Origin of the sequence: Kitasatospora sp. NPDC058492, from assembly GCF_042720685.1 — a bacterium.
In the GTDB taxonomy this organism is placed as follows: domain Bacteria; phylum Actinomycetota; class Actinomycetes; order Streptomycetales; family Streptomycetaceae; genus Kitasatospora.
The window spans coordinates 43,512-57,537 of record NZ_JBHXMU010000041.1 but is presented as its reverse complement, the minus strand read 5'-3'; the positions used below and the strand labels follow the sequence as shown (position 1 = coordinate 57,537).

The 14,026-nt window shown below is 73.2% G+C and carries 9 protein-coding genes; 4 read left to right on the top strand and 5 right to left on the bottom strand.

Features of this window, described 5'->3' with window-relative positions; translation table 11 throughout:
• Positions 1–70: 70 nt before the first annotated feature.
• On the bottom strand, positions 71–838 hold the full coding sequence (locus ACFWPI_RS25290; RefSeq protein WP_380372301.1) for a GntR family transcriptional regulator: 768 nt from the start codon (positions 836–838) through the stop codon (positions 71–73).
• 202 nt (positions 839–1,040) lie between these two features.
• Between ACFWPI_RS25290 and ACFWPI_RS25285 the strand changes: the two genes are divergently transcribed.
• Complete coding sequence (locus ACFWPI_RS25285) at positions 1,041–2,606, top strand: alkaline phosphatase family protein (protein WP_380372304.1); 1,566 nt, start codon at positions 1,041–1,043, stop codon at positions 2,604–2,606.
• Positions 2,607–2,718: 112 nt separating this feature from the next.
• Here the strand turns inward: ACFWPI_RS25285 and ACFWPI_RS25280 are convergent, their stop codons facing one another.
• Positions 2,719–3,156, bottom strand: coding sequence for a VOC family protein (locus ACFWPI_RS25280; protein WP_380372308.1), 438 nt, complete (start codon positions 3,154–3,156; stop codon positions 2,719–2,721).
• A gap of 146 nt (positions 3,157–3,302) precedes the next feature.
• Here ACFWPI_RS25280 and ACFWPI_RS25275 point away from each other — a divergent pair, with 146 nt between their 5' ends.
• The gene (locus ACFWPI_RS25275; RefSeq protein WP_380372311.1) at positions 3,303–3,839 is read left to right on the top strand and encodes an AAA family ATPase; all 537 of its coding nucleotides are present in this window, start codon (positions 3,303–3,305) and stop codon (positions 3,837–3,839) included.
• Positions 3,840–4,003: 164 nt separating this feature from the next.
• Here the strand turns inward: ACFWPI_RS25275 and ACFWPI_RS25270 are convergent, their stop codons facing one another.
• Together ACFWPI_RS25270 and ACFWPI_RS25265 are read right to left on the bottom strand one after the other, a co-directional pair.
• Positions 4,004–4,663 carry a Sua5/YciO/YrdC/YwlC family protein gene (locus ACFWPI_RS25270; RefSeq protein ID WP_380372314.1) on the bottom strand — a complete coding sequence of 220 codons (660 nt, stop codon included), beginning with the start codon at positions 4,661–4,663 and terminating at the stop codon, positions 4,004–4,006.
• Between the two features lie 14 nt (positions 4,664–4,677).
• A complete protein-coding gene (locus ACFWPI_RS25265) occupies positions 4,678–5,910 on the bottom strand; it encodes a 2-isopropylmalate synthase (protein WP_380372393.1) in 1,233 nt (410 codons plus the stop codon).
• 359 nt (positions 5,911–6,269) lie between these two features.
• On the opposite strand from ACFWPI_RS25265, the gene ACFWPI_RS25260 reads away from it, so the two are divergent.
• Together ACFWPI_RS25260 and ACFWPI_RS25255 are read left to right on the top strand one after the other, a co-directional pair.
• Positions 6,270–12,500, top strand: coding sequence for a DNRLRE domain-containing protein (locus ACFWPI_RS25260; RefSeq protein ID WP_380372317.1), 6,231 nt, complete (start codon positions 6,270–6,272; stop codon positions 12,498–12,500).
• Positions 12,497–12,763 carry a hypothetical protein gene (locus ACFWPI_RS25255; protein ID WP_380372319.1) on the top strand — a complete coding sequence of 89 codons (267 nt, stop codon included), beginning with the start codon at positions 12,497–12,499 and terminating at the stop codon, positions 12,761–12,763. The genes ACFWPI_RS25260 and ACFWPI_RS25255 overlap by 4 nt, the downstream gene beginning before the upstream one ends.
• Positions 12,764–12,979: 216 nt before the next feature.
• Here ACFWPI_RS25255 and ACFWPI_RS25250 read toward each other — a convergent pair whose 3' ends face one another.
• Positions 12,980–13,897 (bottom strand): phosphatase PAP2 family protein, encoded by a 918-nt coding sequence (locus ACFWPI_RS25250; protein WP_380372322.1) that lies wholly within the window; start codon positions 13,895–13,897, stop codon positions 12,980–12,982.
• Between the last annotated feature and the right edge of the window lie 129 nt (positions 13,898–14,026).

The window sequence follows — 14,026 nt, the reverse complement described above, 5'->3', positions numbered from 1 at the left end:
GGACGCGCGCAGCACGGGCCGAGAACCGGTGCCGGTACGCGCACCTGCCGCGAGGAGCGCAGTACTGGCTTCAGTCCCTGTCGGGGGCGTGCAGGGCGAGGGTGAAGCTGAAGCGGTCGCCGCGGTAGAGGGTGCGGACCTGTTCGAGGGGGTGGCCGGCGGCGTCGCGGCTGCGGCGGTGGAGCAGCAGCATGGGCAGGGCGGGCGGGGTGCCGATGAGCAGGGCTTCGCGGGGGGTGGCGAGGACCGTCTCGATGCGTTCGTCGGCGCCGCCGAGCCGCACACCGCACTCGCGCAGGTAGCCGTAGAAGGAGCCTTCGGGGTCGAACTCCCGCTCCAGGTGCGGGACCCGGGCGACGGGGACGTAGGTGGACTCCAGGCCGACGCGCTCCTCGTCGGCGTGCAGGACGCGCTCCAGGTGCCAGAGGGGTTCGCCTTCGGGGACGGCGAGGCACTGGGCCATGGGCGGGTCGGCGGGGAGGCGGTCGAGGGTGATGAGGGTGCGGCCGGGGCGCAGGCCCTGGCGGGTGACGCCTTCGGTGTAGCTGGCGAGCGAGAGCGGCTGTTCGATCTTGGGGCCGGCGACGACGGTGCTGCGGCCCTGGCGGCGCAGGCGGCCTTCGAGGAGGAGGTCGCGCAGGGCCTGGCGGACGGTGGCGCGGGCGACGTGGTGGCGTTCGGCGAGGTCGGCTTCGGTGGGCAGGCGCCCGCCAGGGCCCAGTTCGGCGATGAGGTCTTCGAGTTGGGCTTTGACCAGGTAGTACTTGGGCACCCGGCCGTGGTCGGGGACGCCGGAGCGGGCGGGGGCGACGGGGGGCCGGGGGGTGCCGTGGTTCACCGCGCCACCTTACCGAGCGGCGGTCCGGCGCCGTCGGGTGGCGGTTCCGCGCCCCTGAGATCACGGAATGGTAACCGGTCTGGACTGAATTTCGGCGGTTGTTCATACAACCGTGGATCCGGGGAGGGCTCCTCCTCGTACGGGCGCCCCATCCTCGGTGCCGGTGCAACCGCACCGCGTCGCCCCCTAGTTGGGAGCCCCTGTGCGCATTCCCCGCTCCACCCGGACCGTCACCGTGGCCACCGCCGTAGCCGCCGCGGCCACCGTGCTGCTGCCGTCGGCGCCCGCCGGCGCCTCCCCCGCCGCTTCCGCCGCAGCCGCCTCCCCCATCGCGACCACCCCCGCCGCCCCCGCCTACAAGGGCCTGCCGGACGGCACCAAGCAGGCCAAGACCCTGGTCATCGGCGTCGACGGCACCGGCTACGACAAGCTGGCGGCCGCCGACGCGCCCAACCTCAAGGCGCTGATGGCCGGCGGCATGACCGCCACCAGCAACCTGTACGCCAACCCGCTGGCGCCGACCCTGTCCGGGCCGGGCTGGTCGACCATCGCCACCGGCGTGTGGCCCGACAAGCACCAGGTCAAGGACAACGCGTTCACCGGCGCCCGGTTCGACCAGTACCCGGACTTCGCCAGCCGCCTGGAGGCCGCCGACCCGGCCGCCTCCACGCTGGTGATCGGCTCGTGGAACCCGATCACCGGCAACGTCTTCAACGGCAAGGCGGACCTGCGGATCGCCGAGAACGAGAACGACGCCAAGACCGCCTCCGACGCCGCCGACTACCTCGCCCACGGCAACCCGGACGCCGCCTTCCTGCACTTCGACGGGATCGACGAGGCCGGGCACGCCTCCGGCGGCGCCAGCGCCCAGTACGCGGCCGCCATCCACACCGTCGACGCGCTCGTCGGCCAGGTCGTGCAGGCCGTCAAGTCCCGCCCCGCGTACGGCTCGGAGGACTGGCTGATCGTCGTCACCACCGACCACGGACACACCGACGCCGGCGGGCACGGCGGCAACAGCGCCAACGAGCGGCAGACCTTCGTGATCGCCGACGGCGCCGGCTACCCGGCCGGCTCCCGGCGCTACGACGTCAAGCCCGTGGACATCGCGCCGACCGTCCTCAAGCACGAGGGCGCGGCGATCGACCCCGCCTGGCGCCTGGACGGGCAGCCGATCGACGAGATCGCCCCGGACGCCTTCGACGCGCTGCGCCCCGCCCTCCAGGGCCGGGTCGACGAGACGGGCATCCCGGCCGCGGTCCGCGGCTGGACGCACACGCCGCCCACCGGCTGGAGCATCGACAACTCCCGGATGCCCAGCGGCGGGGTGACGGAGTGGCGCGGCTGGGCCTTCGCCACCGACGAGTTCTGGAGCGCCACCCAGCTCGGGCAGAGCCGCGAGACCAACGTGCGGGCCCGCAACGTCTTCGCGGTCGCCGACTCCGACGAGTGGGACGACAAGACGCACGGCGCCGGCCAGTTCGACTCCACCCTGGTCAGCCCGGCCTACCCGGTCGCCGGCCTCGGCCGGGCCACGCTGTCCTTCGCGACGAACTACAAGGTCGACGGCCCGCAGACCGGCGACGTGTACGTGGTCTTCGACGACGGCGCCCCGCAGCTGGTGAAGTCCTACCGCGCCGACCTGAACACCGTCGAGCACCTGCCCGTCACCGTGCCGGCCGGCGCCACCACCGCGCGCCTGCAGTTCCGCTACACGGGCACCAACAGCGCCTTCTGGACGGTCGACCAGGTCTCCTTCGGCGCCTGACACCACCACCGGCCCTCCCGCCGCCCCGGCCCCCGGGGCAGCGGGAGGGCAGGGTGGCGGGGGGCGACGCCCACCACGCGGTACGGCGGCCTCCCGGAGCGGAGTTCGGCTGTCAGACCAGGCAGAACTCGTTTCCTTCCGGGTCGGCCATCACCACATGATCGGGCCTGCCGTCCAGCTCCTCCTCGCTGACCACGGTCGCGCCCGCGGCGGTCAACCGCTCCACCGCCTCGACCACGCGCGGCCATCGCACCTCCCACGGTGTTTCACGGCCGCCACCGACCTGGACGTCCACGTGCACCCGGTTCTTCACCGCCTTCGGCTCCGGCACCTTCAGGAAGGACATGGTGAGGCCCACCCCGTCGGGATCACAGAGGTACGCGCCGTCATCCCACTCGCCCTCCGGGATTCCGTAGTGGGAGAGCCATTCCTCCCAACTCCCGAATCCCGCAGGTGCGGGCTTCTCCGCATAGCCCAACGCCAGTGCCCAGAACCCGGCCAGCTTCGCCGGGTGCGCGCAGTCGATCGTCAAGCTCCACCTGGTCGCCATGCGGTCCTCCTCCGATCGGATGCCGCGACGGTACCGCGCACCTCTGACACTCGCGGCCGGCGAGCCGCCCGGTGGCGCGACCGGCGCCGTCACGACCCTCGGCGCGCACCGGCCGGGTGGCCCCCGCTGGCCGGTACGGTACCGGCGTGACGGGAACTCAGGACACCGTGCTGGTGGTGGTCCGCGGGCCGAGCGGGGCGGGCAAGTCGAGCGTCGCCGCGCGGCTGCGCGCCGCGTACGGACGGGGTGTGGCCGTCGTCGCGCAGGACGTGCTCCGGCGCACCGTCCTGCGCGAGCGCGACCTCCCGGGCGGGGCGAACATCGGCCTCATCGACCTGGTCGCCCGGCACGCCCTCGACCACGGCTTCCACACCGTCGTCGAGGGCATCCTCGCCGCCGAGCGCTACGGCCCGATGCTCGCCCGGCTCGCCGCCGACCACCGCGGCCGCAGCCACCTGTACTACCTCGACGCCGACTTCGACGAGACCGTGCGCCGCCACGCCACCCGTCCCCAGGCCGGCGAGTTCTCCCCCGAGGACATGGCCGGCTGGTACGAGCCCCACGACCTCCTGCCCGGCGGCCTCGAACACGTCGTTCCGCAGCACAGCACCCTCGACGAGACCGTCGAGCAGATCCTCACCGACACCCGTCTCACCCCACCCGGCTGGACACCCCGCCCCTGAGGACGGGAAGCCGGGCCCCTGCACCCCTCCCCCGACAGGCGGGACGGCCCGGCCAGTTCGCCGCGCTCGGACCCGGCTGACGCCGACCCGGAATCCGACGATTCGATCAACTACCCTGCCACCGCGATCTCGTGGCATCCACCCATCACTCGAAGGCAGGGGGCTCAGCGGGTCGTCGCCGAGCGGAGGTGTTCCAGGTAGCGGGCCGGGTCGGCGCCGTGGGCTTGGTCCTGGGCGCCGTACCGGATGTGGGCCAGGCCGCCGTCGGGTGCGATGCGCAGCATGGTGGTGGCGGCGTGGGGGGTTGCGGTGTCGCGCAGGGCGTCGGCGTCGACGACAGGGGTGTCGGGTCCGAACATGGCCGCTGCCTGGTCGGCGGTGGCGGCCGGCGGGTGTCCGGTGCGGTTGGCGCTGCTGACGTACAGGCGCGGGAAGCGTGTGAGCAGCGGTGTCAGGGGCTGCCAGCGTGCGCCGAAGAGGAGCAGGTGGCCGTCGCGCAGGGCGGGGGCGGCCCAGGCCGGCGGGGTGTCGGCGCGTATGGGCACCAGCAGGGTGACCAGGTGGTCGCGCAGCATGGTGAGCGCGGTGTGCAGGGCGGTCGGCGTCAGGTCCAGTCGGGTGGTGAGGTCGGCCCAGGTGGTGTCGTCGTGGACCCACAGGGCGACTTCCTGGCCGACGGGGCGGCCCTTGGCGTTGTTGACGGCCTGGGGGTTCGTGGCGGTGGCGACGTAGGTCAGGGGGCTGGGGTTGGGCAGGATGACGGCCCGCCCGGCGGTCAGGGTGCGGGCGGCGGTGCTGGTGTCGAGCCGGGCGGTGGTCGGCATGGGGGCGGGTCCGTTCACGGTGCGGGGGTGGTGGCGGTCAGGCCTTCGAGGTAGGCGGCGAAGTCGGCGTCGGGGACGACGGCCTGGTTCAGGCGGTAGGCGCGGTCCTTGGCCCAGGCCAGGGCGGTGCCGGTCTGGGCCTGGTCCAGTCGGTGGCCGAGCCGCTCGGCGACGGCCTGCAGCACGCGCCGGCTGGCGAGGTGGGTGAGGACCACGCTCGGTGCCAGGCCCAGGTGCTGCTGCGGGTCGTAGGGCTGGAAGGTCCGCGGGTGGGTGAACGGGGTCCCGGTGGAGATCGTGGCGACGCCGGTGCCCACGATCGGGGTGGTGACGGTGAGCGGGATCCCGGTCTCGGCGGACACCATTCGCGCGATCCCGGGCAGCCGGGTCAGGTCCGGCTGCGTCCACCACGGTTCGCAGCCGGGCCCCAGCACCTGTTCGGCCTTCGTGCGGTCGTGGCCGAGCAGGAAGAGCAGTTGTTCGGTGGCGGCCATGCCGCTGCGCTCGGCCATGCCCAGCCAGGAGCAGGCGGCCACCCGTACCCCGCTCTCCAGTGCGGCCAGGGTGTTGGCCAGCCCGAGGCCGAGGTCGTTGTGCAGGTGCGAGACCAGGACGGTGTCCGGCCCCGCGTCAGCGGCGACCCGTTGGAACAGGGCCCGGGTCTGACCGGGCAACAGGTCGCCGACGGTGTCGGCGAGCACAATCGTCCCCGCGCCGTGGGCGGTCATCGCCCCCGCGTACTCGGCCACCAGGGCGTGGTCCGCGCGGGGTGCGTCCACCAGGCACACGTCCACCGCCGTGTCGTCCGCCAGGTCCGCCGCCTCCTTCAACACGTCCAGGCCGTCTGCCAGGGCCTCGCGGGCACCGCTGTGGACGAGGGCGCGGGCGGTCGCCTCGGAAGCGGCCACGATCACCATCACCCGCGCGTGCGCCGCACCCCGCACCGCGCTCAACGCCAGCCGCACGTCGGCCACCGTGCCCCGGCAGATCGCCGAGGGGCTCACCGAATCCTGTGTCTCCAGCGCCACCTGCCGGGTCGCCTCGAACTCCTGCCCGCACACCGACGGGAAGCCGGCCGCGAACACCACGTGCCGGGGCCCGTCCGCGCCGAACACCGCCCCCTGTTCCCGGGCCAGCCGCACCCGGAATCCGGCGCTCATCAGGGTCTTGGCCTGCGCACCGTCGCGCGCGGACTCCTCGAACAGCACGATCCGCCCGGCTCTCGCCGACTCCCGCACCACGTCCACTGACGACAACGCCCCGCCCCCGTCCCGGCGCGGCACTCACGTACCGCGATACGTCGAGAATCCCCTCGGCGGATCGTAGAGCACGCCCAGACCCATGCCCAGACCCATGCCCAGACCCATGCCCAGACCCACGTCCACGCCCCCGTCGCGGCTCCCGCAGTGCAGATGTCGACAACGCGGGCACGGCGCCCGCGGTTGCCTACGTCATGATCACGATCATGTGAACCTTGTCGAAACAAGATCATTATTTGATGATCCTTTGGCGCTATTTGACCCCATCTTTGATCTTGTCGACCACTCCTATGCTCCGAAAGCGCCGTCGAGCGACGGTGTTTCAAGGAGTCGATATGAACAGACGGATGACCACACGACGCAGACCCGGCAGGCCTGTTGGCATGCGGGCGCTGAGCGGGTCGCTGGCCCTCGCCGTGGCGGTGTCGCTGCTGGCCGGATCCGAGACGGCCCTCGCCGCGACGCCGAGCGCGACGCCGAGCGCGGCCGCGCAGGCGGGCAAGGGCGCCGGGCAGTGGGCCACCTCCGCCGCCGACGTGCCGTCGGCGAGGGTCGCGGCCCGGCTGTCCGGGCAGCGGGTGGAGGCGCTCTCCGAGCGTACGGAGACGTCGACGACATGGGTGAACAAGGACGGTTCGCTCACCACCGAGCTGTTCGCGGGCCCGGTCCGCTTCCAACGTGACGGCCAGTGGGTGGACGTCGACCTCGGCCTCCAGGCGAGCGCCGACGGGTCGGTGGCGCCGAAGGCCCACCCGAACGCGCTGCGGCTCGCCGGTGCCGGCGGCACCCGGGCGAAGTCGCTGCTCCACGCGCAGGCCGCGGCCCCGGACGACGCCCGCACCCTGGTGACCCTCGGGCAGGGCGACCAGCAGGTCGAGCTCCAGTGGCGGGGCGGCCTGCCCAAGCCCGCCCTGGACGGCACGAAGGCCACCTACCGGGACGCGATCGCGGACGGCGCGGCCGACCTGGTCGTGGAGGCCACCCGGACCGGCTTCGAGCAGTACACGGTGCTCAAGCAGCGCCCGAGCGCCGCCGGGTTCTCGTACACGATGCCGCTGAAGGCCGACGGTCTGAAGGCCGAGGTCCAGCCGGACGGCGGCGTGCTGTTCACCGACAGGCGCACCGGCGAGCGGCGGGCCGTGCTCCCGGCGCCGGTGATGTGGGACGCGACGGCCGCCGCCGAGGGCTCCGGTGAGCACGCCCGGCAGGCGAAGGTCGGTCTGAAGGTCGTTCAGCGCGGCGACGGCATCGACCTGGTGTTCACGCCGGACGCCGCGTTCCTCGCGGACCCGAAGACGCAGTACCCGGTGACGGTCGACCCCTCCACCACGGCCCTCGGCAACGTCTTCGACACCCGGGTGCAGCAGGGCGAGACGGTCGACTGGTCGGCCGACACCGAGATCTACTGGGGCAACTCCGGCACCAAGAACGCGGACGGCTCCTCCCGCCAGGCCCGGTCGTTCATCAACTGGAACACCGCGCCGATCGCGGACGCGCTGATCACCAACGCCAGCCTGTCGCTGTACAACTTCCACTCCGGCAACAGCGACTGCCAGCCCTACGCGTGGGACATCTGGGACACCGGCCTCGCCTCGACCGCCTCGCGCTGGACGGCGCAGCCCTCCTGGAACGCCAAGAAGGCCACCGGCACCGAGACCAAGGGCCGGGACGCCTGCGGCGGCGACGGCTGGATCACCGCGGACGTCACCAACCTGGTGCAGACCTGGACGTCGGCGAAGAACACCACCTCGGGCATGGGGCTGCGCGCCCCGGACGAGGCCAACACCAAGTACTGGAAGGAGGTGAACTCCGCCAACGCCGCGACCAACGTCCCGAAGCTGACGGTGACGTACAACTACCGCCCCCGGACCGGGACGGACCAGCAGGCCGGCTCGCCGTTCTACAAGGACACCGCCGGCACCTGGTGGGTCAACTCCACCACCCCGACGCTGCGCGACACCTTCGTCGACCCGAACAACGACAAGGTCGACGGCACCTTCCAGATCTTCGACACCGCCACCGACACCCAGGTGGGCAACGTCCTGGTCTCCCCGTACGTGCCGAGCGGGGCCCCGGCCTCCGTCAAGGTCCCGGCCGGTGTGCTGGCCAACGGCAGGACGTACAAGTTCCGCACCTCCCCGTACGACGGGCTGCACTACAACAACAACTGGTCGGCGTGGGCCACCTTCACGGTCGACACCGCCGCCCCCTCGGCGCCCGCCGCGCTCTCCTCCGCCGACTACCCGTCGGGCCAGTGGGTCAAGGGCCCCGGCCAGGCCGGTTCCTTCACCGCGACCCCGCCGGCCGGTGACCAGAACGCCCTGGAGTGGACGCTCGACGGCGCGACCTGGACCAAGGTCGCGACGAACGGCTCCGCCGCGCCGGTGACCTTCACCGTGACCCCGGCCAAGGCCGGCACCAACACCCTTCAGGTGCGGGCGGTGGACCGGGCGGAGAACAAGTCCGAGGCCCGCACCCACACCTTCCAGGTCGGCGCGGGCGGTGTCACCTCGCCGAACGACGGCACCCGCACCGCGGCGCGCCTGCCGCTCACCGCCGAGGCCGACGCCGCCCGCTACGACCAGGTGGCCTTCTCCTGGCGGCGCTCCGACGCCGACGCGTGGACGCGGATCCCCGCCGGCGACATCACCAACGGCGGTGCCGCACTGGCGGCCTGGCCCGTGCCCCTGGCCGCGGGCAAGAGCCCGGCGCTCACCTGGAACGCCACCTCCACGGTGACCCCGGACGGCACCGTCCAGCTCCGCGCGGACTTCACCGGGCCGGGCGCCGCCGCCGTCTCCTCCGAGCCGGTGCGGGTCGTCGTCGACCGCAAGGCCGACGGCGCGGCGACGGAGAACGTCGGCCCGGGTGCACTGAACCTGCTCACCGGCGACCTCAGGGTCCCGGCCACCGACGTGTCGCTGTTCGGCATGACGGTCGGCCGCACGCACTCCTCGCGTGACCCGCGGGCCGCCGCCGGCCAGGACGGCCAGGCGGCGGTCTTCGGCCCCAACTGGGTGTCCAGCGTGTCGTCGAGCCTGTCCGCCTCGGAGTACACGGAGATCCGCAGGACCTCCAGCACCTCGCTCAGCGTGATGGCCGCCGACGGCTCCGCCGTCTCCTTCACCTCGAACGCGGCCGGCAACGGCTGGACGCCCGAGCCGGGCAGCGAGGACCTCACCCTGAGCGGCTCCTTCGGCGCCGACTTCACGCTCTCCGGCACCGAGGGCACCGTCACCACCTTCGCCAAGGCCGATCCGGCCGCCGCCACCTGGACGGTGACCTCCACGCTGCAGGGCGGGCTGGCCAACACCACCACCAGCGTGGTGTCGGAGACGACCGTGGTCGGCGGCAGGACTCTGGCCCGGCCGAAGCTCGTCATCGCGCCGACCTCCGCGGCCACCCCGGCGGTGTGCGCGGCGAACGTCGCCGCCAAGGGCTGCCGCGTCCTGCAGTTCGTCTACGCCACCGCGACCACCGCCACCGGCGTCGCCACCGGCACCGAGTTCGGTGACGTCGCCGGGCAGGTCAGCGCGATCAGGCTCTGGAGCACCGCGCCCGGGGCCGCCTCGGCCACCGCCACCGACGTCGCCGTCTACCGCTACGACTCGGCCGGGCGGCTGCGCCAGACCTGGGACCCGCGGCTCGGCCAGAGCAGCCAGAACCAGTACGCCTACTACACCCAGGGCGCCGACGACGGCCTGCTCTCCTCCGTCCAGCTCAGCGGCACCCTCGCCACCTCGCTGGCGTACGGCACCGTCACCGCCAACCCGGCCGCGGGCCCGGGCATGCTGACGAAGACCTGGCACGACACCCTCGCCCCCGGCACCACGAGCACCGTGAACGGCACCGCCACCACCACCGTCGTCTACGGCGTCCCGCTCTCCGGCGCGAAGGCGCCGGAGGACCTCTCCGCGCCGGCCGCCTCCGCGTGGGGCCAGAGCGACCTGCCGACCGACGCCACCGCGGTGTTCCCGCCGGACCAGGCCCCCGCCTCCAACAACGGCACCGACCTCGGCGCCGGCGACTACACCCGGGCGAACGTCACCTACCTGAACGCCTCCGGCCGCCAGGTCAACCAGGCCACCCCGGGCCACCACATCACCACCACCGAGTACGACAACCAGGGCCACCAGGTCCGCAGCCTGACCGCGGGCAACCGCGAGCTCGCCCTCGGCGCCACCACCGCCGCCAAGGCCGAACTGGCCGACCTCGGCATCGACACCCTGCCCTCCGCCGAACGCGCCCGGCTCCTGTCGAGCAGCAGCGCCTACAGCGCGGACGGCCAGCAGGAGACCGACGTCTACGACCCGCTCCACCGCATCACCCTCGCCGCCGACGCCACCTCCGGTGCGACGGTCCTGGCGAAGGCCGGCACCCAACTGCCCGCCCGCCAGCACACCGTGAAGACCTACGACGAGGGCCGGCCGACCGACGGCACCGCCAAGATCAAGAACCAGATCACCCTCACCGCCACCGGCGCCCGGCTCCGCGCCTGGCCCGACCTGCTGGTCGACGCCCGCCAGGACCGCACCACCTACAACTGGGCGCTCGGCGTGCCCACCGCGCAGATCAAGGACAGCGGCGGCCTCGCCCTGACCACCACCACCGGCTACGACGGCCAGGGCCGGGTCGTCTCGACCCGGCAGCCGGCCTCCACCGGCTCCGACGCGGCAGCCGGCTGGACCAGCTACTACACCGCCGACGGCACCGGCACCTGCGGCAACCGCCCCGAGTGGGCCGACCTCGTCTGCCAGACCGGGCCCGCCGCGGCCATCACCGGCGGCGGCGCCAACCCCGCACAACTGCCCACCAGGACAACCCAGTACGGGCAGTTCGGCCAGGCCACCCGCACCACCGAAACGGCCAACGGCGTCACCCGCACCACCGTGACCGACACCGACACGGCGGGGCGCCCCACCACCGTCACCGTCACCGACGGCCTCGGCACCCCGGCCCCCGCCGCCACCACCACCTACCACCCGGGCACCGGCGCCGTCACCCGCCAAACGTCCGCCACCGGCGGCACCATCACCAAGGGCTACGACGAACTCGGCCGCCTGACCTCCTACACCGACGCCGACGGCGCCGTCACCACCACGGAGTACGACGCCCTCAACCGCCCCACCAAGGTCACCGACACCTCCCCCTCCACCACCACCTACACCTACGACACCGCCGTCGACCCGCGCGGCCTGGCGACCTCGGTGACGGACTCCGTCGCCGGCACCCTCACCGCCCGCTACGACGCCGACGGCACGCCGCTCACCCAGGGCCTGCCCGGCGGCTACACCCGGACCGACGACAAGGACCCGGCCGGCACCACCACCAGCCGCACCTACACCCGCGACAGCGACGGCCTCGTGCTGGTCTCCGACGGCATCACCGAGACCATCCACGGCCAGCGGGCCACCCACACCGGCACCCCCGGCATCACCGCGGCCCAGACCTACGCCTACGACCGGGCCGGCCGGCTCCTCCAGGTCCAGGACACCTCGACCGACGCCGTCTGCACCACCCGCACCTACACCTTCGACCGCAACACCAACCGCACCGCGCTGGCCACCGCCGACGCCGCCCGCGGCCAGACCTGCACCACCACCGCGGGCACCACCCAGACCAGCACCTACGACACCGCCGACCGCCTGGTGAACCCCGGCTACACCTACGACGCGTTCGGCCGCACCACCGCACTGCCCGGCAGCACCCTCGCGTACTACACCACCGACCTGGTGCAGCAGCAGACCAGCGGCACCAACCGGCAGAGCTGGACCCTCGACTCGGCCCAGCGCTTCCGCGCCTGGACCACCGAGACCAACACCACCGGCACCTGGGCCCAGACCGGACTGCGGACCAACCACTACGGCTCCGACACCGACAGCCCCCGCTGGATCACCGAGGACACCGCGGGCACCCTGACCCGCAACGTCACCGGCCCCGCCGGCACCCTCGCCGCCACCACCGCGAAGACCGGCGGCACCATCCTGCAACTCGCCAACCTGCACGGCGACATCACCCTGCGGCTGCCCCTGGACACCGCCGTCGCACCCACCGTCCTCGACTACGACGAGTACGGCCAGCCGCGCACCGGCCAGCCCGGCACCCGCTACGCCTGGCTCGGCGACAAGCAGCGCTCCGACGAGACCCCGAGCGCCCTCACCCTCATGGGAGCGCGCCTCTACAACCCGGCCACCGGCCGCTTCCTCTCCCCCGACCCGGTCCAGGGAGCGAGCGCCAACGCCTACGACTACTGCAACGCCGACCCGGTCAACTGCACCGACCTCAACGGCCGGATGCCCGGCTGGCTGAAGGCCGCGCTCAAGGCCGCCGTCTCCCGCGCCGTCCAACTGTCCGTCACCGCGGCCGTGGCCGCCTGGATCCCCTTCCTGGCACCCTGGGCGCTCCACATCGGCAACTGCGCCGGCGGCGCCTGCGCCGGTGTACTGTTCGGGAGCGGCGGCTGGAAGCAGCGCATCGTCTGGGCCGTCGCCGGCTGCCTCGCGGGTTTCGTCTTCGACCGCGGCGTCTCCCAGCGGATCGTCGACAAGGTGATCGGCGTGGTCAGGAGGTTCGTGTGACATCCACGGAGTCGGCGGAGTCGGCGGAGTCGGCGGAGGAACCGGCAGCGCGCCGGGCGAGCCCGCTGCGCCTCGCCGCGACCAACGGGGCCTGGCTCGCCCCGTCCTTCCTCGCCGCCTACCTGCTCGCCGACCGCCTCACCGCCGATGCCACCACCCGCACCTGGTGCACCCTGCTCCTCGCACCGGTGATCGGCCTGGCCCTGCGCGCCACGGCCACCCTCGTGGCCCGCCGCCGACGGGCGCGGACCAGTCGGCGGTAACCCGACGCACACCCCTGCAACAGGCCGACCCACCGGCGGGTCGGCCTGTTGCGTGCTCGTTCCGTGCTTCTTCAACAGCTCACGGTCCCGGCGTCCGGGGTCCACGTCTGGGAAGTCCCGGGTCGGAGTGCGCCGTGGTCACGAGGCAGACGGGCGGCCAATGCCGAAGGCCGAGGCCAACGGCCTCGGCCTTCGGCCGGACAACGTGCCGGGCGGTCAGCCCACGGCCGGCCGCGTGCGACGCGCGACGCGGGCAGGTCCCGCCACCACGGTGCACCAGACCAGGACCGCGCACAGGAAGGCCGCCGCCGCGAAGATCAGCGGTCCCGTGACGGAGTCGTCCCGCGCGCCGGCGGCGAGCGCGGCGGCCGCCGACAGGACGAGGGCGACGGCCGGCAGAGCCCGGGGGCTGCGCGCGACGCCCGGTGCGGCGGAGGCCGGCAGCAGCCAGAGCGCGAGGCCGTAACAGGCGCAGCCCAGCAGCGCGGCCCCCAGCACGTCGCTGGGCCGGTGGTGGTAGAGCGCCTGCACGGCACCGGCGGTGACGGTGAGCCACAGCATGCCGACCGCGGTGACGTAGGGGCGCAGGCGCGGGGAGGCGACGAGGGCGGCGCCGAGGACCAGCCCGATGGGGACGGCCGCGTGCCCACTGGGGAAGCTCACCTCGGTGAGCATGGCGGGCGCGTTCACCAGATCGGGGCGGGGCAGGACCATCTTGCTGCACACCTCGGTGCCCCCGAACGTGCCCAGGACGACCCCGATCGCCGCGCAGCCCTGCCACCAGCACCGCCGCACCAGGGCGACGACCACGATCACGGCCATCCCCACGACCAGGGTGGGCAGGGCGGTGAACTCCAGTGGGGGCATGGCCGCCGAGTCGAAGGCCGACCCCGACCAGTCGTAGATCCACGCCGGTTCGCCGCCGTTCCCGTTCATCAGGGAGTTCTCACCCCGCTGCCCGAACGGGGTCCAGACGGCGAGCAGGTAGACCGCCGCGAACCCCAGGGCGCACAGCAAGGCCGGCAGCCACGGCCGTATCGACCGCGAAGGTCCCCCTCCGGCCGGGGTTCCCGGGGCCCGACCGGAGGCGTCCGGCCCGGGTGCGGGCAGGGCCTGGTGATCTTGCTGAGTCATCACTGTCTTTCTGCTCGGAACTCAGGGAGCCGCGGGCCCTGGTCGTAGACGACTTGGTTTGAACGGGGACGCCGATGACGACGTCACGGTTCCCGTCCCGACACCGGACCCGGGGCGGGCGGCGGCGAG

Excerpts from the sequence above, each read along its gene's own strand:
- ACFWPI_RS25280 (WP_380372308.1), bottom strand. The coding sequence starts at position 3,156 with ATGGCGACCAGGTGGAGCTTGACGATCGACTGCGCGCACCCGGCGAAG.
- ACFWPI_RS25270 (WP_380372314.1), bottom strand. The coding sequence starts at position 4,663 with ATGCCGACCACCGCCCGGCTCGACACCAGCACCGCCGCCCGCACCCTG.
- ACFWPI_RS25260 (WP_380372317.1), top strand. The coding sequence starts at position 6,270 with ATGACCACACGACGCAGACCCGGCAGGCCTGTTGGCATGCGGGCGCTG.
- ACFWPI_RS25250 (WP_380372322.1), bottom strand. The coding sequence starts at position 13,897 with ATGACTCAGCAAGATCACCAGGCCCTGCCCGCACCCGGGCCGGACGCC.